The sequence below is a fragment of the Mycobacterium sp. AMU20-3851 genome, from assembly GCF_043974665.1.
Lineage (GTDB): Bacteria > Actinomycetota > Actinomycetes > Mycobacteriales > Mycobacteriaceae > Mycobacterium.
In genome coordinates, this window is the sequence record NZ_CP146371.1 from 4,708,742 (window position 1) to 4,730,551 (window position 21,810).

The window sequence follows — 21,810 nt, forward strand, 5'->3', positions numbered from 1 at the left end:
GCCGGCAACCATCCGGAAGTACTGCCGGAACACAACTTTGGGTCAGTATTTGGCTAGGGCCTGAATGGGCGCCGGTGCGTCCGCCGCAATCTGCCGCCGAGGCAGCGATGTTCCGATTATCATCGAAGTGCGACAGAGTACCCCGATAACGTCAAAACTCGTTGCGGGAAAACCCATTCGAAAGGTTCGTCATGAGCGCCATCAGCTTGACCAGTGCAACCAAGGTGGTCAACGCGGCCATCGACAAGGCCGGCGAGATCGGCCAGCCGATGAACATCGCGGTGGTCGACGACGGCGGGCACCTGGTGGCGTTCGCCCGGATGGACGGCGCCATCAAGGCCAGCATCGACATCTCGATCAAGAAGGCTCGCACGTCCATCCTGATGAACGCGCCCACCGGCGCCCTGATGCCGCTCGCACAGCCCGGTGCCGAGCTCTACGGTCTGGAGCAGACGGCCGGCGGCCTGGTGGTCTTCGGTGGCGGTATCCCGCTGACCGTCGACGGGATAGTCGTAGGTGCCATCGGCGTCAGCGCGGGAAGCGTCGAACAGGATGTCACCGTGGCCGAGGCCGGTGTGGCCGCGCTGTAGTTCGGCTGTCGATCGTGAATGCTCCCGCCCCGCAGCTCTCCTTGCGCGGGGCGGGAACATACCTCGCTAGGACACGTCCACCCAGTCCAGCGTGCGCTGCACCGCCTTCTGCCAGCCTGCGTAGCCGTCGCTTCGCTGTTGATCGGACCACCGCGCGCTCCACCGCTGACCCTCCTGCCAGTTGGTGCGCAAGTCGTCGGCGTTGTCCCAGAAGCCGACCGCCAGGCCCGCGGCGTAGGCCGCACCGAGTGCGGTCGTCTCGGCCACCACCGGTTTGACGACATCCACCCCCAGCACGTCGGCCTGAATCTGCATGCACAGATTGTTGGCGGTGATACCACCATCCACCTTCAGAACATCAAGGTGCACTCCGGAATCGGCTTCCATGGCGTCGATGACATCGCGGCTCTGGTAGCAGATCGCCTCCAGGGTCGCGCGCGCCACGTGGGCATTGCTGTTGAACCGGCTCAGCCCGACGATCGCGCCCCGGGCGTCGGAACGCCAATACGGCGCAAACAATCCGGAGAATGCCGGCACGAAGTACACCCCACCGTTGTCCTCGACCTGGCGGGCCAGCGCCTCACTCTGGGCGGCACCGCTGATGATGCCCAACTGATCGCGTAACCACTGCACGGCCGACCCGGTGACGGCGATAGAACCCTCAAGGGCATACACCGGTTTGGCGTCCCCGAACTGGTAGCAGACCGTGGTCAGCAGCCCGTTCTCCGAGCGGACGATCTTCTCTCCGGTGTTCAGCAGCAGGAAATTCCCTGTGCCGTAGGTGTTCTTGGCCTCGCCGGCCTTCAGACACACCTGCCCGACCATCGCGGCCTGCTGGTCACCGAGGATGCCGGTCACCGGCACCTCGCCACCCATCGGTCCGGCGGCCAACGTCACACCGTAGGGCTCCGGCGATGAGGAGGGGCAGATCTGCGGCAGCATCTGCCGGGGAATCCCGAAGAAGGACAACAACTCATCGTCCCAGTCCAGGGTCTCCAGATTCATCAGCATGGTGCGGCTGGCGTTGGTCACATCGGTGATGTGCACGCCTCCGCGGGTTCCGCCGGTCAGATTCCACAGCACCCAGGTGTCGCTGGTGCCGAACAGTGCATCGCCCTTCGCGGCGGCTTCGGCGACCCCGTCGACGTTCTCCAGGATCCACTGGATCTTGCCGCCGGAGAAGTAGGTGGCCGGCGGCAGGCCGGCCTTGCGGCGGATCACGTCGCCGCGGCCGTCGCGGTCCAGTGCGGTGGCGATCCGGTCGGTGCGGGTGTCCTGCCAGACGATGGCGTTGTAGTACGGCCGGCCGGTCCGCCGGTTCCATACCAGCGTCGTCTCGCGCTGATTGGTGATCCCGAGCGCCGCAAGGTCTTCGGGCTGCAGATTGGTGTTGTTGAGCGCCGACATCAGCACCGATGCGGTGCGCTCCCAGATCTCCACCGGGTTGTGCTCCACCCAGCCGGCCTGCGGCATGATCTGCTCATGCTCCAACTGGTGGCGCCCGACCTCGGCACCGGCGTGATCGAAGATCATGGCGCGCGTGCTGGTGGTCCCCTGATCGATGGCCGCGACGAAATCCGGCAACACTGCTCCTAACCTCTAGACGGTTGGCCCCGGGCAGAATCACCGTGACTCGCCTCGACGTGGCGCGCCGGGACGATGCGGGCCAGCGACAAGAATCGCACACCTTCGGATGCTTCGAGGCTGAATCCGGCACCGCGTCCGGGGGCCACATCGATCACCATCTGGCTGTGCTCCCACACCGGGAACGCCGGCCCCGACACCCATACCGGCACCCCGTAGGGCTGCCGCGCGGAGACCACGTCGAGCATGCCCAGCAGGACGTCACTGTCTCCGACCGAGAACTCACCGACCGGGCAGCACACCGGCGCGGGATCATCGCCACTGGCTTCGGATTGCCGAAACATCAACGCCCCGTGCCGATTCTGCAGGTGCACCACCAGAGCCGCAGCGGCCCGGGTGATCGAAACCCGGGCCGCCGCGGTCTCCATCAGATCACTCGACTCTTCACGCAAGCGTTCATGGGGTTCATCAGAAGAATCCCTGCGCGTTGTTGCTGTAGCTCACCAGCAGGTTCTTGGTCTGCTGGTAGTGGTCGAGCATCATCTTGTGGTTCTCGCGCCCGATGCCGGATTGCTTGTACCCACCGAACGCGGCGTGCGCCGGGTACTGGTGGTAGCAGTTCGTCCACACCCGGCCGGCCTTGATGTCGCGGCCCGCACGGTAGGCGGTGTTGCCGTTGCGCGACCACACCCCGGCGCCGAGGCCGTACAGGGTGTCGTTGGCGATCTCGATCGCATTGTCGTAGTCGGTGAACGACGTGACCGCGACCACCGGGCCGAAGATCTCCTCCTGGAAGACCCGCATCTTGTTGTTGCCGGTGAAAATCGTTGGCGCGACGTAGTATCCGCCGTTCAGATCGCCGCCGAGCTGCGCGCGCTCACCGCCGGTGACCACCTGCGCGCCCTCGTTCTTGCCGATCTCGATGTAGGACAGGATCTTCTCCAGCTGGTCGTTGGAGGCCTGCGCGCCGATCATCGTCTCGGTGTCCAGCGGGTCACCCTGACGGACGGCCTTGGTGCGGATGGCCGCCATCGCGAGGAACTCGTCATAGATATCGGCCTGCACCAGGCTGCGCGACGGGCAGGTGCACACCTCACCCTGGTTGAGGGCGAACATGGTGAACCCTTCGAGCGCCTTGTCCTGGTAGGCGTCGTTGGCAGCCAGCACATCGTTGAAGAAGATGTTCGGGCTCTTGCCGCCCAGCTCCAGGGTGACCGGGATCAGGTTCTGGCTGGCGTACTGCATGATCAGTCGGCCGGTGGTGGTCTCACCGGTGAAGGCGATCTTGGCGATGCGGTTGCTCGAGGCCAGCGGCTTGCCGGCCTCGACACCGAAGCCGTTGACGACGTTGAGCACGCCGGCCGGCAGCAGGTCACCGATCAACGACACCAGATACAGGATCGAGGCCGGGGTCTGCTCGGCCGGCTTGAGCACCACGGCGTTGCCCGCGGCCAGGGCGGGGGCCAGCTTCCACACCGCCATCAGGATGGGGAAGTTCCACGGGATGATCTGGCCGACCACGCCGAGCGGCTCGTGGAAGTGGTAGGCGACGGTGTCGTCGTCGATCTCCGACAGCGAACCCTCCTGGGCGCGGATCGCCCCGGCGAAGTACCGGAAGTGATCGACCGCCAGCGGGATGTCGGCGTTCAGGGTCTCGCGGATCGGCTTGCCGTTGTCCCAGGACTCGGCCAGCGCGATGGATTCGAGGTTCTCCTCGATCCGGTCGGCGATCCGGTTGAGGATCAGTGCCCGCTCGGCGACCGAGGTCTTGCCCCAGGCAGGTGCGGCGGCGTGCGCGGCGTCGAGCGCCTTCTCGATATCGGATTCGTCGGACCGGGCCACCTCGCAGAACACCTGACCGGTGACCGGGGTGGGGTTCTCGAAGTACCGGCCGGCCGTGGGGGCGACCCATTGACCGCCGATGAAGTTGTCGTAGCGGGCATCGAACGACATCAGGGCACCGTCGGCGCCCGGGCGTGCATAAACAGTCATGGCATTCTCCTGATCGGGACACTGGCGGTGTGTCGCTCGTCACTCAACCTAGGGGTTGCACCGTTGCATCATGGTTGCAACGGGCCGCGACTTCGGAGAACATCGCCGGTATCGGTACCGCACGCAGACGTCCGCTTCAGGCCCGGTCCAAGGAGACGCTGGCCATCCTGGTGGAGGCGGCTGCGCAGGTCTTCTCCCGGGAGGGCATATCGGCCACCACCAACCGCATCGCCGAGCGGGCCGGACTCTCGATCGGCACCCTCTACCAGTACTTCCCGGACAAGGGCGCGCTGCTGCACGCGGTGGCCGCGCGGCACGTGCGCGACGCCGACGCCCGGCTGACAGCGCTGTTCGAACAGCTCCGGGTCACCGCCCCGTCCTTCGAGGACACCATGGATCAGGTGTTGCACGAATTGGTGGACCTGCACGCCGAGCACCCCCGGTTGCATGCCCTGCTGCACCGGGTGGCGACGACGGCCGCGGATCTGGACGAGATGCGGATGTTCGAGGACCGGCTCTGCGCCGAGGTCGCCTATCACCTCAAGCGATGTGACCGGGGCACCGTCGGGGCGAGCGAAGCGACGGGATATGCCGACGAGGATCCGGAACGGACCGCGCGCAGTATCGTGGCGCTGGTCGACGCCCAGCTGCACCGGGTGATGCCGCACCACGGTTACGACATCGAGCAGCTGCGACTCACCGTTGCGCGTCTTGCCCCAGCACGGCCCGCACCACCTGACGGCCCGCCGCCTCCAGCTGGGTGAGTCCGGGTTCCTCGATCGGATAGTGCCCGCAGCGTTGCAGCAGCACCGCCGTCGTGTCCCCCGAAATCTGTTGCAGAAAGCGCAGACTCAGCTCCGGGGGCGTCCAAGCGTCCGCGGCCGGAGCGACCAGGGTGACCGGTGCGCCGCGATATTGTTTCGGCGCCGTGTGCCGATGGTTGAGCCAACTCGACAGAAAGCCGAGCGGCACCCGCGCCCCACCGCCGCGCGGGTCCGCGGCGCACAGCCGCGACAGCGCCGGGTCGTTGCTCATCGCCGACATGTCGGCCAGCCAGCGGATCGGCAGCCGTACCGACCCGAGCAGCGGGCTGATGGCGCGCAAAGCGCGGGCACCGACGCGTCCGAGGGACGGGTGACGGGCCACCGCGCGGCGCACGACGGGATCGGCGGTGTCCAGCAGACAGGTCGCCAGTACCGCGTCAACCAGGCCTGTCCGGTGGGCGACCTCATAGGCCAGCATCCCGCCCATGCTGGCGCCGAACAGGATGATCGGACGGTCGTCGCGGGCCCGTTCGGCGGCGACGATGTCGCACAGCAGATCGATCCAGTCGGTGTAGCGCACGGATCCGGGGTCGGGTTCCTCGGTGTAGCCGTACAGCGGTAGGTCCGGTGCGAGCACCTCGACGTCGATCTCCGGGTCGGCGGCGACCAGACCGGCCAGCGGCCAGAGCGCACCGGAGTATCCGCCACCGCCGTGCACCAGGATTGCTCGCACCGGGGCGCCCGGCGCACCGGCGCGAGCGATGTGGATGCGCCGGCCGCGCCAGGGCAGCCAGGTCGACCGGGGTAGCGCCATCGCCATTTCGCGGCGGTGGGGCGGCAGGAAGGCTGCGTAGCTGTCGATGTCCATGCCTCGATCCTGGGACGGCGCATCGGCCCCGACAACTCGCTTTTCGAGCGACGAAACCCCAGTTCAACCGGGGTGCGCGGAGTGTTGCTCGGGTTTCAGCCGAGTTCGGCGTCCAGACCGGCCAGATGTGCACGGGCCCTGGCCCGCGCGACCGGATCGGTGGCGGCGTGGTCGTGCAGCAGCTTCCAGCCGTGCCGGTCCTCGCGGCCCTCCGGCAACTGCAGCCAACGCCGCAACAGGCTGACGTTGCCGCCCTTGGATTCGGCCAGCACGGCGCCGCGCAGGCTGGCCAACAGCTCGTTGCGCAGCCGCCCGACGGCCGGGGACACCGACTGGGGTAGCAGCGCTCCGGTGTAGGCGTTCAACGCGCCGTTCACGTTGCCGGCCTGTAGCGCGTCGAGCACATCACCGAGGTCACTGGTCACCGGTTCCTGCAGCCGGTAAGGACGCGACTCGACGAAGTTCTTGCCGATCACCCGGCGCAGCCGCGACATCTCGGCGCGGATGGTGACCACGTCGAGGTCCTTCTCGTCGAGCAGGATCGCCAGATGGTCGGCGCTCAGACCTTCGGGATGGCGGATCAGCAGCACCAGGATGTCGGCGTGCCTGCCGGTGAGGGTGACGGGGGTGGAGCCGCCGGCCTGCCAGCGGGGCCGGTCCGCACCGAGGACCGACAGTCTCGCGGTGCCGGTGTCGGTGTCGATGGCCGGGCGGGTCAGCCGCAGCAGCGCCAGCTGGTTCTCCACGGCGACGGCGGTGGCCCGGACCAACGCCAGGGTCTCCGGGGCGGCGACGCGGGGTCCACCGGTGAGGTCGATGGCGCCCAGCACCACGCCGGTGGTCGGGTCGTGGACCGGTACGGCAGTGCAGTTCCACGGGTGCACGATGCGCGAGTAGTGCTCGGACCCACGGATCTGCACCTCTTTGCCCAGTGCCAGCGCGGTGCCCGGGGCGTTGGTACCCGCGACGTTCTCACTCCAGTTCGTACCGGGAACGAAGTTCATCGCCTCGGCCTTCTGGCAGGCGCGCCGGTCCCCCTCGACCCAGAGCAGGGTGCCGTCCGCGGCGGTGATGGCGACCACGACACCGGAGTCCACGGCATCCTCGACGAGCAACCGGCGGATCAGCGGCAGGGTCGGCGCCAGCGGATGGGAACTGCGTGCCTCCTCCAGCGCGGTCAGGGCGGCGGCGTGCCGACCCGTGCCATCGGGGTCCACCCCGGTCGCCAGACTGCGTTGCCAGCTCTCGGCCACCACCCGGCGCAGCGGTACCGAATCCAGATAGGAAGCGTCGACCTGACCTGCGACGAAGAGCTCATGGAGCGCACGCACTTTCGCCGACGGCCCGCAGCCGCCGGCAGTGTCCGATATCGCCACCATGCTCACACTCCCGGCGTCGAGCCGACGCCACTGTCCCGGCACTGCGCCGACCACTCGAGGCAGCGCATGTGCCCAGGATAGTTGACGGCCGAGGGCGGCCACCCGTGTTCACCGACCGGACCGTCGATGACTGTGCGGTCCCGCCGGTCTCTCCCCCCGAGACGGGACCGCACAGGGTCATCACCACCAGGCGCCCGCGTCACCTCCCCCAGGCGGTCGCGGCGCGGCGGTCGGTGGCCGAGACGTCCTCGGTACCCTCGCGCACCGCGTTGCCCAGCCGGAACAGGATGTCGTTGAGTGCAGCGGCCGACTGGTTCCAGCGCACCTGCTCGGCCCGGTACGCTTCGGCGGCCTCGGCGGTCCAGGTCTGCTGAAGCGGGGCGATCTGGGCGCGCAGTTCCTCCAGCGCCGCGTTGAACCGGGCCGAGGTGGTGTGGATCTCCTGGCGCACCGTGTACTCGATCTCGTCGAAGTTGTAGGTCAGCATCATGTCCATCGGTCCGGTTCCTCTACAGCTCGCTGCTCACGGCGCCGATCCGGTGCGAGTGACCGTCACCGGCCTCACGCAGGGTCCGCTCATTGAGCCGGATGGTCTCGGCGATCCGTTCCAGCGCGGTATGCAGCGCCATCGATTCCGCGTTCCACCTGTCCACGACCTCCCGGAAGCGCACCGCTGCCGCACCGCCCCATACCGATGCGGGCACGCTGCACATGCGCCCGATGAAGGCGCCCAGCATGGCCCGGACCTCCTCGTTGCGGGCGTCGATCTGGCCCGAGACCGAATGCATGAGTTCCAGGTCGGTGTTCAATGCGGACATCATCGCTCTCCCCCGTGTTCGGTGTGGTGCCGTTGTGAGTAGGACGCAGCGACGCCCGATTCGGTTCCGTCTGCGCCGAAATCGATTTCACGGCGTGCCACGTGCCGACCGGATCGCCTCGTCACATTGCGCACGGATCGGCCCGTGGCCGCCCGCGGGCTGCTGGCATCCGACGGCGATGCGCACCGGGCCGTCCACGAAGACCGCCCAGGCGATCTCGCGTCGATCGCGTACCTCGATGTAGCTGGTGACGGCACGGCCGCCGCGGAAGTCTTCGGCACGAAACTCGGTGAATACCCCTGCGGGCTGGCGGTCCAGCGCCGCTTCGATCACGGCGGCGGTACGTGCCGGGTCGGGACCGGCCGGCGACTGGGTGAGCAGTATCGCGGCGCGCTGGTCGCCCGGCGAATCCGCCTGTACGCGTGGCGAACCCGCGCTGCCGGTGACGCGGGTGATGTTCCAGCCGGCGGGCAGCCGGACCGTCACCCGCCCCTCGGTGAACAGCACCACCGGCTCCTCGGCGTCCTGCCCGGGTGGCCCGAGCCCGCCGGCGCCGAGCAGCGCACCGCAGGTCAGCAGCACCCCCGCCGACACCGCCCAGACCATCCCCCGACGCGGCCGGCCGTCGGGGGGACCGTCGAGTTCCGCCGTACCCAGGGCCGCATCGTCGATCATCTCGACCTCCAGACCGCCTCCGCGAAGCCCGCGGGCGACTGCGGCGGCCAGGTCATTGGCTCCGGCAACGCGTGCGGGCACATCGATGAGCACCGGACCGCCGCTACCGATGGAGGCCACGACCGCCCGGGCGACGTCCCCGGGCGTCCCCGATCTCGGTATCGCGGCGACCGGTCGGCCCGCGGTGCGGCACAACACGAAATCCGGTGCGATCTCCACCCGGCATCCACCGGGCCGGTGGATCTCGTGCCGCCGCCGGACGACGATCGTCCGGTCCGGGCCGGCCGCCCGACGGATGCGGGCCACCCGGTCGTCATCCCACCAGCCCGGGCACACCAGGGTGAGTCGGGGCACCGGGCCCGGCACGGCCGCGGCGATGACCGTCTCCCACAGCGCGTCGACGTCCACCACCCGGTCCTCGACGATGGTGTGCCGGTCGTCGATCGCATCGATTGCCGCACAGACCATTTCATTCGCAACCGGTTCCCCGCCCGATACCGCCGCCGGGCCGATCACGAGTGCGGTCACGGCGGTGCGGTCCATCCGATCTGCACCCGTTCATCGGCGCGCCCCCGCACGATCAGGGTGCCCCGCCCGGATGGCAGGCGAACGGGCCGGACCGAACCCAGCAGCGTGCCCTCCTCGGGTCCCGCACTCATCAGCAGGCCGGCGCTCCCCAGCTCGCGCAGGGTGGACGGCACCGCGGTGAACATCGCCCGGGCCGCGCCCCCGGCCCGCCGGGCGAGCACCAGGTGCAGACCGATGTCGCGGGCATGCGGCAGCAGTTCCAGCAGTGCCGCCAGCGGGTCGTGCCCGGCGCCGGTGATCAACTCGTAGTCGTCGACGATGAGGTAGACCTCCGGGCCCGACCACCACGACCGGTCGCGCAATTGCTGGTGGGTCACCGCCGCACCCGGCAGCCGGGTGCGGAGCCGCTCGATCAACCCGCCGAGGTGCTCGGCCAGCATGGCGGCCGACAAGAGATAGCCCGCGAGGTGCCCGCTGTCGACCGCTCCGAGCAGGGTCCGGCGCACATCGACGATGTGCAACTCGACCTGCTGCGGCGTACAGCTGGAGGTCAGCTGAGCGCACAGGGTGCGCAGGGTCGAAGTCTTGCCGCAGCAGGCGTCCCCGAGCACGATCAGATGCGGGGACGCCGCGAAATCCACGGCCAGTGGCCGTAGTTCGGATTCACCGATCCCGATCGTCACATGCGTGGCGCTCGCCCCGGCCGCCGGGACCGAGCTGCGCAGCACCGACGTCGGCAGCAGCCGGACCGGTACGGCTGCATGTCCAGCGGACTCCGCACGTATCGCGGCCGCGGCGGTGGCGGGATCCGCTCCGTGCAGCCGTGGTCGCGCCACCCGGAACAGCCGGCCGTCGCGGGTGATGCCGGTCCCCGGCGGGCTGTCGGTGAGATGGCGCGCCGCTTTGCGGTCCATCTCCGATTCCGCCGGCTCGCCAAGGCGCAGTTCGATACGGCTGCCGAGCTGGTCCTTGAGCGCCGGTCGCAGCTCGGCCCACCGCGACGCGGCCACGATCACGTGCACCCGGTAGGCCAGCCCGTACATCGCCATCGCGGTGATGGCGTCCTCCATGCCGTCCTGGCCCTCGGTGTCGGCGGTGCGCATCGCGCCCCACCCGTCCACCACCAGGAACACCTCGCCGTAACCGTCCGGGGCCGGTTCCCGACCGCCGCTCTCCCGGCGCCGGATGAGCGCCTGCAGCTGCGCCAGCGTGCGACGGGCCAACTCGCCGTCACCGGGGCCGGCCACCACGCCGGTGTGCGGAAGGTCCTGCAGTGCGGCAAGTGCTCCGCCGCCGAAGTCCAGGCAGTAGAACTGCACCTCGGCGGGTGTGTGCCTGGCGGCCAGCGCCAACAGCAGTGTGCACAGCAGTTCGGACTTGCCCGACCGGGTCGCCCCGATGACCGCCGCATGTCCACCGGCGGCGGCCAGATCGACGGTGAGCACATCCCGGCGCTGCGCGAAAGCATTGTCCACCAGAGCTATCGGTGCACTCAGCGGCGTGTGGTCATGCCGGGCAAGCAGGTCATCCAGGGTGGGCGACGTCGCCGGCACGGGCAGCCACATCCGGTGCGCCGGGGTGCCGTGCCCGACCAACCGGTCCAGCGCGATGTCCAGAACCGTCGGGCTGTCGTGACCGTCCGGGGCCGGGCCATCCTCCGCCGGGTCGGACGCGCAGGTGAACAATCGCGGCCGGGCGTTCCGGAGCGTCCCGACCCGGATGTCCGGCCCGGAGACGAAGGCCGTGCGCAGCCGGAGCAGCCGTCCGTCCGACGTCTTCAGGTACGCCGCACCCGGCGCGGCGGGCAATTCGTAGGCATCCGGGACACCGAGGATCGCGCGGGATTCCGCGGCCGAGAACGTCTTCAGGCATATCCGGTAGGACAGGTGGGTCTCCAGGCCGCGCAGCCTGCCCTCGTCCAAGCGTTGGCTGGCCAGCAGCAGATGCATGCCCAGCGACCGGCCCAGCCGTCCGATCGCCACGAACAACTCCGCGAAATCCGGGTGCTTGCTGAGCAGTTCGGAGAACTCGTCGATGACGATGAGCAGCGCCGGCAGCGCGGGCAGACCGCTGTCGGCTCGGCGGGCCCGGCGGTAGTCGGCGATATTGCCGAGATTGCCCGCGGCCCGCAGGATCTGCTGTCGGCGGTTCATCTCGCCGGCGAGCGCGTCGTGCATCCGGCTGACCAGATACGCCTCCTCGGCCAGGTTGGTGATCACCGCCGAGACGTGCGACAACCGGTCGAAGCCCAGGAAGGTGGCGCCGCCCTTGAAATCGATCAGAGCGAGGTTCAGATCGTCGGGCGCATGGGTGGCGACCAGGCCCAGGATCAAGGTGCGCAGGAACTCGGATTTCCCGGATCCGGTCGCCCCGACGCAGAGACCGTGCGGGCCCATACCGTGTTCGGCGGCCTCCTTGAGGTCCAGGTATACCGGCCCGTCCCGATCCTCGGGCCCCGCACCGAGCCCGATGGGTACCCGCAACCGGTCCCGGTCCGGGCGGGTTCGCCACAGCACCGCCGGGTCGAGGTCGGCGACGGTGCGCACGCCCATCAACTGCGCCCACCCCCGGCACTGTGCGCCGCCGCTGCCCGCACGCCACCGAGCCAGCCGGCGCGCACACATCGTCGCCTGGGCGGTGGACAGCGCATCCGGGTGGGTGAGACCTGCCGGGTCGATGACGGTGTCACCGTCCCCGGCGAGGTCGAGCACCACGACATCGGGACCGGCCGGCACCGCCCCGGCACCGGCGCGGACCACCACGGTGCGCGCCGGTCCGCGGGTACCGGGGTGCCGCACGTGGTGCGGCAACCATTTCAGCCAGTCCCATTGCTGTTCAACGTCTCCGATGACCGCGACACCAAGGTCGGCGGGCGCGTGCCACACCGCGAGTTGGCAGACGATGGCGCGCACCAGACCGTGAGCGGCAGACGGGTCGGGACCGAACCCGATGCGCCCGGTCAGCTCCACGGTGACCGGCAGGTCCGGCACGCTCGACCGGGCCGTCACCAGAGCTTCCAGCGCGCCCGCGGTCACCGGGTCGCTCTCGGTCGCCGGATCCGGGGCCGCGGCGACCAGTGGGGTGGCCGGCGGTCCCGGCGCCAGACCCACCCGGACCCGACCGAAGTCCGGATCGTCGGGGCGACGCTCCCACATCCGCCCGCTCCCGGGTATCGTCCACAACATCGCCGGGTCCGGATGCCGCTGGTGCAGGCAAAGGTGTTGAAGCGCTGCGGTTTCCGCGGTTTGATCGGCCAGTTCGTCGAGGTAGCGCAGATAGGTGCGGCGGCCGGCGTCCAGTTCTGCGGTGCGTCCACGCCCGGCGTGGGCCAGCGTGCCCAGCGCCGACACCACCATCATCACCGGGAAGATCAGATACATCGGGTTACGGGTGGCCGATGCGCCCGAACCGGCCGGCGAGCTCAGGTACAGCACGATCATGCCGCCGACGGCGACGAGCATGAGGATCGGCAGCAGCCGCGCCACCGGGCCTGCCGGTTCGATGACGGGCACCTCCGGCGGCTGGCGCACCGGTATCTGCCCGGCGGGCATGGGTGGGGCCGCAGACCGCCTTTCCGACCGGAACTCCATGTTGTTCAGACGCGACGGAGGTGGCGACGGTTCCATCGAATTTTGGTGCGCAGTGGGGGTCGGTGGCGCGGCTAGCGTGATCCCGGGGAGCTTGTCAGGGGGTGGCGGGGTGGACGATCCGTTGTGCCGGGTCTCGATTCAGTGCGCCGACGCGGCGCGTGCCGTCGACGTTGCCCTGCCCCGGCACGCGGCGCTGGGGGTGCTGCTGCCCGACATCGTCGGACTCGTCACCGCAGACGTCGGCTCCGCCCCCGACGCGGCGGCGCCCCGGGGATGGCGGTTGGACCGCATCTGCGGCGGGCGGTGCGACGAGTCGATGTCGCTGCACGAGAGCGGGATCGTCGACGGTGACGTCATCGTGCTCTCCCCGTGGGCGGCCCCGCCTCCGGGCCCGCTGCCGCAGAATGTGTTCCGCGCGGTGGCGACCGCGGATGCCCGGCCCGAGGCATCGGTGGCACCGGCCGCGGCCTGGGCCGGTGCCTGCACGGTGGCGGCGGTCGCGCTGGGATACTCCGGCGCCGCGGATCCGACGCCGGTCGTGGTTTTCCTCGCTGCCGCGGCGAGCGTGGCCTGCGTGTTGATCGCGCGCCGCTCGGCCACCGCGATGCGGCTGACTCTGCACGGCGCTGCCATCGGATTCGGTTGCATCACCGGATTTCTCGCTGTGCCGGCCCCGGCGGGCATGCCCGGCGTGGTACTGGGGGCCGCGGTGGGTTGCGCGGTGTCGGTGTGGCTGCTGCGTACCTGCGGCGCCGATGTCCGATTCGGCACCGCCACCGCCACGGCTCTCGCGCTGCTGACGGCGGTGGGTGCGCCACGGCTGCTGCTGCCGGCCGGTCTCGGCAGCCACGGCGCGGTGTTGGGCGTGCTGTCGCTGGGAGTGTTGACCGTCGCCGGTCGGCTCGCGATCGGCCTGGCCGGGCCGCGACCCAGGCTGCCGGGGCGCAGCGATGACACCGGTCCCGTCTCCGATGACGCCGCTGTCCGCGGCCGCGCGGTGTTCACCGGCGTGGTGGCCGGCAGCTCGGTGGCCGCCGCCCTGGCCGTCGGGATGCTCGCGCTCGGCAGCAGGGGCTCACCGTCGTGGCCGCAGGCCGTGGCGCTGGCCGCAGTCATCTCGGCGCTGCTGTTGCTGCGGGTGCGCTTCTACGCCGACCCGGCCTGCCGGTCCGCCGCGGGGTGGTGTGGCCTGCTGGGCGCCGCCGCCACGGTCGCACTGGCAACGGTTTCGGTGCCGCGTTACGGCGGGCCGGCGGCGGTGCTGGCGCTGGCGGGTTGGTGCTACGCCGGGCGGGCCGCACGGGCGCCGTCCTGGTCGCGCACCGTGGACATCGCCGAATACCTGTTGATGGCCGCCGTGGTGCCGTTGGCCTGCTGGGTGGCGGGGCTCTACCAGGTGGTCCGATCGTTGAGTCTGGGATGAGGAGCGGATTCATCCGGGTCCTGGCGGCGGCGTTGCTGATCGGCGCCCCCGTCCTCAGCGCCGCTCCGGTGCGTGCGGTGACACCGCCACCGGTCGACGACCGGCTGCTCCCCCGCGCGGGGCCGGCCGCCCCGCGCCACCCCACGACACAATCCGAATCGTGTGCGGCAGCGCCGGTTGCGCGGACGGTGCCCAAGGTCGACCGGCCCGATCTGCGCGCTGCCTGGGTCCGTACCCGCGGCGCCGGACAGATCGTCGCCGTCATCGACACCGGGGTGGCGCGGCACCGACTGCTGCCGCATCTGGTGCCCGGCGGGGACTATGTCGCTGACGGGGACGGGACCGCCGACTGCGACGGTCACGGCACCATCGTCGCCGGGATCATCGGGGCGGCCTCCGATCCGGGCAGCTTCAGTGGGGTCGCCCCCGAAGCGACGATTCTGGGGATTCGGCAGTCCAGCATGAAGTTTCGTGTCGCCGACGGGTCCACGGGCAGCGGGGTCGGTGATGTGGATTCGTTGGCAGCCGCGGTGCGCGCCGCCGCCGATCAGGGAGCCACGGTGATCAACATATCGTCGGTCGCCTGTCTCGGGGTCGCCGACGCACTCGACGACCGGGCACTCGGGGCGGCCCTGGCCTATGCGGTGGACATCCGGAATGCGGTTGTGGTGGCCGCCGCGGGCAATGTGGGCGGGCGGGGCACCTGCCCCGAGCAGAATCCGCTGCCCGACCCGGCGGCACCGTCCCGACCGGATTGGGACCGCGTCGAGGTCGTCGCGAGCCCGAGTTGGTACGACGACTACGTCTTGACGGTCGGGTCGGTGGACGCCGGCGGAGCGCCATCGACGTTCAGTCTCGCCGGGCCGTGGGTCGATGTGGCGGCGCCGGGCGAAGCGGTGACGTCCCTGAGCGCGACCGGTGAGGGTCTGGTCGACACCATGCCCGATCCCGGTCAGCCGCAACCCATCTCCGGTACCAGCTACGCCGCACCGGTGGTATCGGGGATCGCGGCGCTGATTCGCGCGGCCGCCCCGGAGCTGACCGCGCGGCAGGTGATGCAGCGGATCGAGAGCACGGCGCGTCGGCCGGCCTCCGGCTGGAACCCGTCGGTGGGGCACGGTGTGGTCGATGTGCTGGCGGCGGTTCGCGGTATCGGCGAGCCCGCGCCGCCGGGTTCCCGCCGCCCGTCGGCGCCGACTACGGTCGCCGCGGCCGACGGCCGTGCGGGCCGGTTCGCGCTGACCGGCGCGGCGGTCTGCGCGGTGCTGGCGGTGTCCGCGGTGCTGTTGCCCGGCCGCCGGTCACGACGGCGCACCGATGATGCTGTCCCGGACGACCGAGGCCCGGGCGGCGCTGAGTTCGGGTCCGCGCGGTAGCAGTGCGAGCAGCGGCCAGGGTGCGAGGCCCGGCGACTGCGGCAGCCCGAGCGATGCCGCGTCGCGGCTGTCACCGATGCCGTGGGCCACACCCGCACCGGTGACCAGGTAGCGCGGCCCGGCCGGCACACCGTCACCGGCCACTCCGGCAGCCCGGACGTAGGCGCTGCGTCCGGCCGGGACGGCGACGGCATCGACCCGCGGCCCGCTGCCATCGGCCTGGACCAGGTCGAGCGAGTGCTGTGCCGGCAGGACGGCGGACGTCAGCACCGCGGTATCCGGATCTGACGTGCCCGCCTGGGCATGCCAGCGTGCACACAGGACCGCACCGGTGGATCCCGGTGCCACCGTCTCGCGCAGATCGGTCACCGGCACCGCCTGCACCACCGGCACCGGGGCGAGACGTGACGCCGCCACATCGGGAATCGACCTGTCGGCGTGCGTCCCGGCGAATCGGATCAGGTCGGCGGCGACCCGCTCCACCCGCTGCACGCCGTCGGCCAGGACCAGGTAGTGATCGGCACCGTCGGCGCGCGGGACCCGCAGGACCTCACCGACCCGAAAGTCCCGCAGCGCAGCGGGACCGGGTTCTCCGGCGCCGGGGATGCGCGGTGCGGTGATCGGCGTCGCGTCCGGAAGAATGTCCAGCAGCGCCGGTGAAACCCGGCGTGGGACAACACCGTCCAGACGTAGCGCACGCACCGCGGCGCGGTCGCGGATATCCACGGCGGCGCGCCTGCCGCCGTGCAGCAGATACACCCCCGGGGCATGTTCCTGCGCCGTGGTGACCAGCACCGGTCGGGCCACCGGCAGGTCGGCGGGCGGGCCGATGGACACGGTGGTGCGGCCGGCGTCGTCATCGCAGACCGTCCAGACCGTGTGGTCCGGTTCCAGCGCGGGCGCGATGGTGCCCGGCGCGCCCGGGATGCCCATCGCCGGGCCGTCTTTGGCGCCGGCGATCATCTGGGCGCTCACCAGCCGTGGCAGGCCCGGTGCCCCGGCGATCAGCCGGGCGGATGCCAGATTCGGCGCCGGGTGCAAGGTGTCACCCACCCGGACGTACAACGCACCCGACTCGCGGACCATGACGATCGGGTCGGTCCCCAGACTCCCGTGCGGCCGCAGCAGCGCCAGCGCGACGCAGGCAACGAGCACGATGGCGGCCAGCACCACACCGGCGGTCAATGCGATCGCTTGATTCCGGATCGGGTCGTCGAGCATGCGGGTGTCCCGGCAGGCCAGCGCGTACTCCATCCTGCGCCGCAAGAACCGGTAGCCGCTGGCCTGCAGCCGTGTCACCGTGTGCCGAACCATGTGTCCCCCCCGGTTCGAACCTAACCGTCGCCGGGCGGCCCGGGTCGCACCAGTTGCTACCGAACGCGAGTTCGCCGGTAGCGTTCACAGCCGTCTGCCAGGATTGACGCCACAGCCGGGAATCTGCCGCCGCAGTTGGGCCCCGCGGCCACAATGGCGAAGAGATCAAGGCGGCCGATCACGACGGATACGTTGAGCAGCAACTTATTTGCGTGATCAAGGGTTTCTCGGGACGGCGGCCCCGAGCCCTCGGGCGCCGGCATCCGGGACCCAAAGTCGTTAGCCGAGAGCTCATACCGCGATCTCCGGATCTGGTCAGAGGCCGTCCCAAAAGGCCCGTCGGCCCCGAAACGGAGCTAAGCTTCGGCACATCTCGATCATGAGACGTTCACCCCTGCAGCGGCGGTTGTGAGGAGATTCGGTCAGGTCATGGGCCTCATATCGGCATCCTCGCGGGGCGATCGGACGATGCGGCCGACCGTTCAGTTCCGCCGGTCTTCGTCCGACCCGGGCGTGCGGAGACACCGTCCATGACGACACCCCTGTACGACTTCGACGGCCGGATGGTCAGCCGCAAGCACGAACTCGAAGAGTTGCGGGCCGCCGTCGACGCCGCCGGTCGTGACGGCGCATGCGTCTTGCTCAGCGGGGTCCCCGGCGTCGGCAAGTCGACCCTGCTCCAGGCATTCGGCAGCGAGGTCGCCGACCGCAACTGCGTCTTCGCCTACGGGCGGTGCCGTGATCACGCACCGGCCCCCTACTCCGCCCTGCGGGATGCCTTCGCCGCGCTCGTGCACACCATGGAGGCGACCCCGCCGGCCGAGCGCGATCGGTGGCGCGAGCAGTTGAGCACCGGGATGGCGACGCTACCCGGCGTGCTCGAGGAACTCGTACCCGAATTGGCGTCCACCCTTCGACAATCCCCGCGCATCACCGAACTGAACGCCGCCGACTCCCGGCGCCGGCTACACCGCGCGGCGATCCGGCTGATCTCGGAGACCGCGGCCTACCGGCCGGTGGTCCTCGCCGTCGACGATCTGCAGTGGGCCGACCGTGACACGCTGTTGATGCTATCGGAACTGCTGGCGGTCTCACCGCGTGACGTGCTGGTCCTCGGCGCCCACCGGGCCGGTGAATTCGACGCGCAGACAGCCGGTTTCGCTTCGGCCAACCTGCGGGAGATGCACCTGCAACCCTTGTCCCGCCCGGACATCGAGGAGCTGCTGGCCACGGTCAGCGGCCGCACCGTCGAGCTCGCCGACGTCGCGACCGAGTTCCACCACCGCACAGAGGGCAATCCCTTTCAGATCCGCCAGCTGCTGTACCGGGCGCAGCAGGCGGGTGCGCTGGCCCCGGTGGGGCCGGGCAGAGCGCCGGGTTGGGATCTGCGCGCACTCACCGCGCTCGAGGTCACCGCGTCGGCCGCCGAGTCGATGGGCCGCTACCTCGACCAACTGGACCCCGCGCATCGAGCCGCGCTGCGGTCGTTGACCTGCATCGGTGCCGAATTCGACCTCGACGACGCCATCGCCGCCGCCGCCCAGCCCCCCGACGTGGTGGCGCAGGCCCTGTGGGCGGCACTCGAACTTCGGCTGCTCGATGCCCTGGACAGGTCAGGTCGGCGCATCGCCAATGCGATCAGCCGGGAGGCGCGCTACCGGTTCAGCCACGACCGGGTGGCAGAAGCCGCGCGGAACGGTCTCTCCGATGAGGACGCGCGCCGCACCCATCTCCGTCTCGGCCGCCGATTGGTCGCCCTCGGCGACGACCGCCTCTTCGAAGCGGCGCGGCACATCGGCATCGGGGGCCGCGGGTTGATCGAGGCGTCCGAACGCGCACGCTTCGTCGAGGTCCTGCGCCGCGCCGCGCGCAGGGCCCGGGCCCAGGCGTCCTTCCCGCTCGCGCTGGATTACTGCCGCCATGCGCTGGAACTGCTCGGTGAGCAACGTTGGACGACATCCTTCGAGCAGAGCCGCGAACTGCATCTCGATGCGGCGGAGGCGGCCCTGCTGGTTTGCGATGCGCCTGCCCTGCACAGCCTGCTCGACGAGGCCGAGGATGTGTTGCACGACCCGGCCGACCGGGCCCGGTTGGCGTTCTTCCGGATCAAGGGCCGGATTGCGCAGAACCGCCTGCAGGACGCCCTGGAGGCCGGGTTGCAAGCCCTGGAGGAACTGGGCGAGCCGTTGCCACGCAATCCGGGCAAGCCACGGATGGGCGTCGCGGTGGCGACCATGAAGCTGACCATGCGGCACTGGGGTAATCAGCGGCTGCTCGAACTGTCCTACTGCGAGGACCCGCGGGTGATCGAGATCCAGCGCATCCTCGGTGAGCTCTTCCACGTCTGCTACAGCATCCAGCCGAACTACTTCCCGCTCCTGGTGCGCAAGCAGCTCAACCTCACGCTGGCACACGGGCACACCCCGGCGTCGCCGCTCATGCTGGCCAACTACGCGATTCTGCTGGTGGTGACCGGAGACCGCACCGGCAGTCAGCGGTTCGGCGAGGTGGCGCTGGCGCTGGCCGAGCGTGAGGAGTTCCGCGAGGCGTACCCGCACACGCTGTTCATCTATCTGCACTTCATCCGGCACTGGAAAGAGCCGGTCCGGCAGAACCTGAGCCGGCTGCACGACGCGATCGGTCACGCTCTCGACCAGGGTGACCAGGAGTTCGCCGGCTACCAGGCCGCGGCGCTGCTGTCGCAGTCCTTCTGGGTGGGCCGACCGCTGACCGAGATCGACGCGCTGGCCCAGTCGGTGATCCCCGGCATCCGCTCCCAGCCGACGCCGGCCACGCTGTGTCAGGCCGTCCAGCAGATCTGCCTCAACCTGATGGGCCGCAGCGAGGATGCCTACCTGTTGGCCGGGGAGAGCGGCTACGACGAGCGGGTGGTGGTCCCCGCCGCGCGGATGGAAAGCGACGGGGTGGCCCTCAGCGTGGCGGCCACCATGAAACTCGGCCTGCATTTCTGGTCGGGCGATTACACCGGGGCACTCGCCGTCGTGGACGACGCCATGGAGCAGATCGCCGGCATGGACGGGAATCCCGTCATGCAGCTCATCCATCTGAAGTGCGCGCTCACCCGGATCCACGCCGCGCCCGAGGACCGGTCCACCAGGCGGGCGGTCCGCACCGCTCTTACCCTGCACCGCAATTGGGCCGCCGACTCACCGGCGAACTATGCGGCGCCGTATGCGCTGATCGACGGGGCGTGGGCGCGGGCACGTAAGGACCACCGCAGGGCCGAACGGCTGTTGGAGCAGGCGATCGAGCTGGCCGAGTTACATCAGCTTCCGCTGATCGCCGCCACCGCGTACGAAGAGGCGGCGATCCTGTACGCGCAGACCGGCCGGACCAGATTGCACCAGCACATGCTCCGCGCGGCGTATCAGGGTTTCCTCAGCGTCGGCATGACGGTGCGCACCGACCGGCTGGCCCACGCGCATCCCTGGCTGCTCAGCCGGGATCTGGTGCAGGACGAGGTGACCGGCATCGACCCGGTCAGCGCACACCAGTTGGTGCGCACATTGTCGGCGGCGCGGACGCCCGACGGCCTGGCCGGGTTGGCCCTGGGCACCGTCGCGGCCATGACGGGGGCGAGCCGGATCATCGGGCTCACCGGCGAGGCCGACCGGCTCGCCGTGCGGGCCGTGCACGAACACGGCGGCACCTCCACCGTCGAGGGTCCGTGGACTCAGGTGCCGTACCACGAGGAGATCATCGACCAGGTGCTGGGCTCCCGCGCTCCGGTCCGGGTCACCGGTGACCCGGTTCAGGAGACTCCGGCGATCCTTGCGGTGCCGATCTGCCTGCAGGACAACGTGATCGGCGTGATCTATGCCGAGCAGGAGGACCCGGATCGCACCTTCACCCCCGAGCATGAGGAGGCGGTGTCGTTCGTGTGTGCCCAGTGCGCCGCACCGCTGTGGAACTTCCAGTTGGAGGCGCGGCTGCGGGCGGCCGACGAGCAACGACAGTCGCTTCTGGACATGCAGTCGCGGTTCGTGCCCAACGAGTTGTTGCGCATCCTGGAGTTGGACGATATTCGCCGGGTCCGCAGCGGCCGTCGCGTGGAACGCGAGATGACGGTCCTGGTCTCCGACATCCGGGGCTACACCACGCTGCTCGAAGACATGGACATCGCCGAGGCGAACAACCTCGCGACCGGATTCTTCCGGGCCGTGGAGCTGCCGATCATCGCCTGCAACGGGGTGATCCAGGATCTGCGCGGGGACGAGATTCTCGCGGTGTTCGAATCCGAGCCCGACAACGCCCTGCGGGCCGGACTCGGCATGTTGCGCTCGCTGCAGGAACACAACCGGGAGCGCCAGGCGCACGGATCACATGCGTTCCGGGTGGGCATCGGCATCAATACCGGTGTCGTGGGTCTCGGGCTCGTCGGCGGGGTGAACCGCATGGTGCTCAGCGTCATCGGTGACGCGGTGAACCTGGCCGCCCGGATCGAGGGCACCACCAAGCGCTACGACTCGGCGATGCTCATCTCCGATGCGACTTATGAGCGGCTGGCCCGGCCGGACCTGTTCCACATCCGCCGGATGGAGCGCGTGATGGTGGTCAACAGGCGCCGGCCGGTGACCGTCTACGAGGTGTACGACGAGGACCCGGAGCCCCTGCGCGACGCCAAACGCGCTGCACAGCCCGCCTTCGATGAGGCCTTCGCACTGTTCGACGCCGGTGATGTGGCACGGGCGCGGGAGGCCTTCGACAGCTGCCGCATTCTGTTGCCGGGTGATCCGGTCGCCACGTTGCATCTGGCGCATTGCGAGGCAGCTGCCCGCGGGGAGTTGCCCCCGGGCCGAGAGGTGGCGCTACACCAGAAATAGTTCGATCGGCGGACACTCGGTTTCGGTACGCGCAACGCCGTGATCTGCGATCATTCAAAACACAC

Annotated in this window: 15 protein-coding genes; 5 read left to right on the forward strand and 10 right to left on the reverse strand. The window is 69.8% G+C overall.

Annotated elements, in window-relative coordinates; genetic code table 11:
• Positions 1-191: 191 nt before the first annotated feature.
• Complete coding sequence (locus tag V4U86_RS22460) at positions 192-590, forward strand: GlcG/HbpS family heme-binding protein (protein WP_395308100.1); 399 nt, start codon at positions 192-194, stop codon at positions 588-590.
• 66 nt (positions 591-656) lie between these two features.
• Here the strand turns inward: V4U86_RS22460 and glpK are convergent, their stop codons facing one another.
• Genes glpK through adh form a run of 3 tightly spaced genes read right to left on the reverse strand, consistent with a single transcriptional unit; the run spans position 657 to position 4,166 of the window.
• Positions 657-2,123, reverse strand: a complete 1,467-nt coding sequence (gene glpK / locus V4U86_RS22465) for a glycerol kinase GlpK (protein WP_395312168.1) — start codon at positions 2,121-2,123, stop codon at positions 657-659.
• A 59-nt stretch (positions 2,124-2,182) separates the two neighbouring features.
• On the reverse strand, positions 2,183-2,602 hold the full coding sequence (locus V4U86_RS22470) for a DUF779 domain-containing protein (protein WP_395308101.1): 420 nt from the start codon (positions 2,600-2,602) through the stop codon (positions 2,183-2,185).
• Positions 2,603-2,642: 40 nt separating this feature from the next.
• Positions 2,643-4,166, reverse strand: a complete 1,524-nt coding sequence (gene adh, locus V4U86_RS22475) for an aldehyde dehydrogenase (RefSeq protein ID WP_395308102.1) — start codon at positions 4,164-4,166, stop codon at positions 2,643-2,645.
• A 74-nt stretch (positions 4,167-4,240) separates the two neighbouring features.
• Between adh and V4U86_RS22480 the strand changes: the two genes are divergently transcribed.
• On the forward strand, positions 4,241-4,930 hold the full coding sequence (locus tag V4U86_RS22480) for a TetR/AcrR family transcriptional regulator (RefSeq protein WP_395308103.1): 690 nt from the start codon (positions 4,241-4,243) through the stop codon (positions 4,928-4,930).
• On the opposite strand, the gene V4U86_RS22485 is transcribed toward V4U86_RS22480, so the two are convergent.
• The 6 genes from V4U86_RS22485 to eccCb form a co-directional block, all read right to left on the reverse strand.
• Positions 4,863-5,798, reverse strand: coding sequence for an alpha/beta hydrolase (locus tag V4U86_RS22485; protein WP_395308104.1), 936 nt, complete (start codon positions 5,796-5,798; stop codon positions 4,863-4,865). The genes V4U86_RS22480 and V4U86_RS22485 overlap by 68 nt on opposite strands.
• 95 nt (positions 5,799-5,893) lie before the next feature.
• Positions 5,894-7,177, reverse strand: a complete 1,284-nt coding sequence (locus V4U86_RS22490; protein ID WP_395308105.1) for a helix-turn-helix domain-containing protein — start codon at positions 7,175-7,177, stop codon at positions 5,894-5,896.
• A 199-nt stretch (positions 7,178-7,376) separates the two neighbouring features.
• A complete protein-coding gene (locus tag V4U86_RS22495; protein WP_395308106.1) occupies positions 7,377-7,673 on the reverse strand; it encodes a WXG100 family type VII secretion target in 297 nt (98 codons plus the stop codon).
• Between the two features lie 13 nt (positions 7,674-7,686).
• Positions 7,687-7,995: a WXG100 family type VII secretion target gene (locus V4U86_RS22500; RefSeq protein WP_395308107.1), complete on the reverse strand. Its 309-nt coding sequence runs from the start codon at positions 7,993-7,995 to the stop codon at positions 7,687-7,689.
• 87 nt (positions 7,996-8,082) lie between these two features.
• Positions 8,083-9,213: a type VII secretion-associated protein gene (locus V4U86_RS22505; protein ID WP_395308108.1), complete on the reverse strand. Its 1,131-nt coding sequence runs from the start codon at positions 9,211-9,213 to the stop codon at positions 8,083-8,085.
• A complete protein-coding gene (eccCb, locus tag V4U86_RS22510; protein ID WP_395312169.1) occupies positions 9,195-12,788 on the reverse strand; it encodes a type VII secretion protein EccCb in 3,594 nt (1,197 codons plus the stop codon). The genes V4U86_RS22505 and eccCb overlap by 19 nt, the downstream gene beginning before the upstream one ends.
• Before the next feature lie 109 nt (positions 12,789-12,897).
• Between eccCb and eccD the strand changes: the two genes are divergently transcribed.
• Positions 12,898-14,211, forward strand: a complete 1,314-nt coding sequence (gene eccD / locus V4U86_RS22515; protein ID WP_395308109.1) for a type VII secretion integral membrane protein EccD — start codon at positions 12,898-12,900, stop codon at positions 14,209-14,211.
• Complete coding sequence (gene mycP, locus V4U86_RS22520; RefSeq protein ID WP_395308110.1) at positions 14,208-15,587, forward strand: type VII secretion-associated serine protease mycosin; 1,380 nt, start codon at positions 14,208-14,210, stop codon at positions 15,585-15,587. Before eccD ends, mycP begins: the two co-directional genes overlap by 4 nt.
• Here the strand turns inward: mycP and eccB are convergent.
• Positions 15,513-16,901 carry a type VII secretion protein EccB gene (gene eccB / locus V4U86_RS22525; protein WP_395308111.1) on the reverse strand — a complete coding sequence of 463 codons (1,389 nt, stop codon included), beginning with the start codon at positions 16,899-16,901 and terminating at the stop codon, positions 15,513-15,515. The genes mycP and eccB overlap by 75 nt on opposite strands.
• A gap of 530 nt (positions 16,902-17,431) precedes the next feature.
• On the opposite strand from eccB, the gene V4U86_RS22530 reads away from it, so the two are divergent.
• On the forward strand, positions 17,432-21,745 hold the full coding sequence (locus V4U86_RS22530; protein WP_395308112.1) for an AAA family ATPase: 4,314 nt from the start codon (positions 17,432-17,434) through the stop codon (positions 21,743-21,745).
• Positions 21,746-21,810: the final 65 nt, after the last annotated feature.

What these genes read in the sequence shown, in the direction of transcription:
- V4U86_RS22460 (WP_395308100.1), top strand. Translation starts at nt 192, where the DNA reads ATGAGCGCCATCAGCTTGACCAGTGCAACCAAGGTGGTCAACGCGGCC.
- glpK (WP_395312168.1), bottom strand. Translation starts at nt 2,123, where the DNA reads ATGATCTTCGATCACGCCGGTGCCGAGGTCGGGCGCCACCAGTTGGAG.
- V4U86_RS22470 (WP_395308101.1), bottom strand. Translation starts at nt 2,602, where the DNA reads ATGGAGACCGCGGCGGCCCGGGTTTCGATCACCCGGGCCGCTGCGGCT.
- adh (WP_395308102.1), bottom strand. Translation starts at nt 4,166, where the DNA reads ATGACTGTTTATGCACGCCCGGGCGCCGACGGTGCCCTGATGTCGTTC.
- V4U86_RS22485 (WP_395308104.1), bottom strand. Translation starts at nt 5,798, where the DNA reads ATGGACATCGACAGCTACGCAGCCTTCCTGCCGCCCCACCGCCGCGAA.
- V4U86_RS22490 (WP_395308105.1), bottom strand. Translation starts at nt 7,177, where the DNA reads ATGGTGGCGATATCGGACACTGCCGGCGGCTGCGGGCCGTCGGCGAAA.
- V4U86_RS22495 (WP_395308106.1), bottom strand. Translation starts at nt 7,673, where the DNA reads ATGGACATGATGCTGACCTACAACTTCGACGAGATCGAGTACACGGTG.
- V4U86_RS22500 (WP_395308107.1), bottom strand. Translation starts at nt 7,995, where the DNA reads ATGTCCGCATTGAACACCGACCTGGAACTCATGCATTCGGTCTCGGGC.
- V4U86_RS22505 (WP_395308108.1), bottom strand. Translation starts at nt 9,213, where the DNA reads ATGGACCGCACCGCCGTGACCGCACTCGTGATCGGCCCGGCGGCGGTA.
- eccCb (WP_395312169.1), bottom strand. Translation starts at nt 12,788, where the DNA reads ATGGAGTTCCGGTCGGAAAGGCGGTCTGCGGCCCCACCCATGCCCGCC.
- mycP (WP_395308110.1), top strand. Translation starts at nt 14,208, where the DNA reads ATGAGGAGCGGATTCATCCGGGTCCTGGCGGCGGCGTTGCTGATCGGC.
- eccB (WP_395308111.1), bottom strand. Translation starts at nt 16,901, where the DNA reads ATGGTTCGGCACACGGTGACACGGCTGCAGGCCAGCGGCTACCGGTTC.
- V4U86_RS22530 (WP_395308112.1), top strand. Translation starts at nt 17,432, where the DNA reads ATGACGACACCCCTGTACGACTTCGACGGCCGGATGGTCAGCCGCAAG.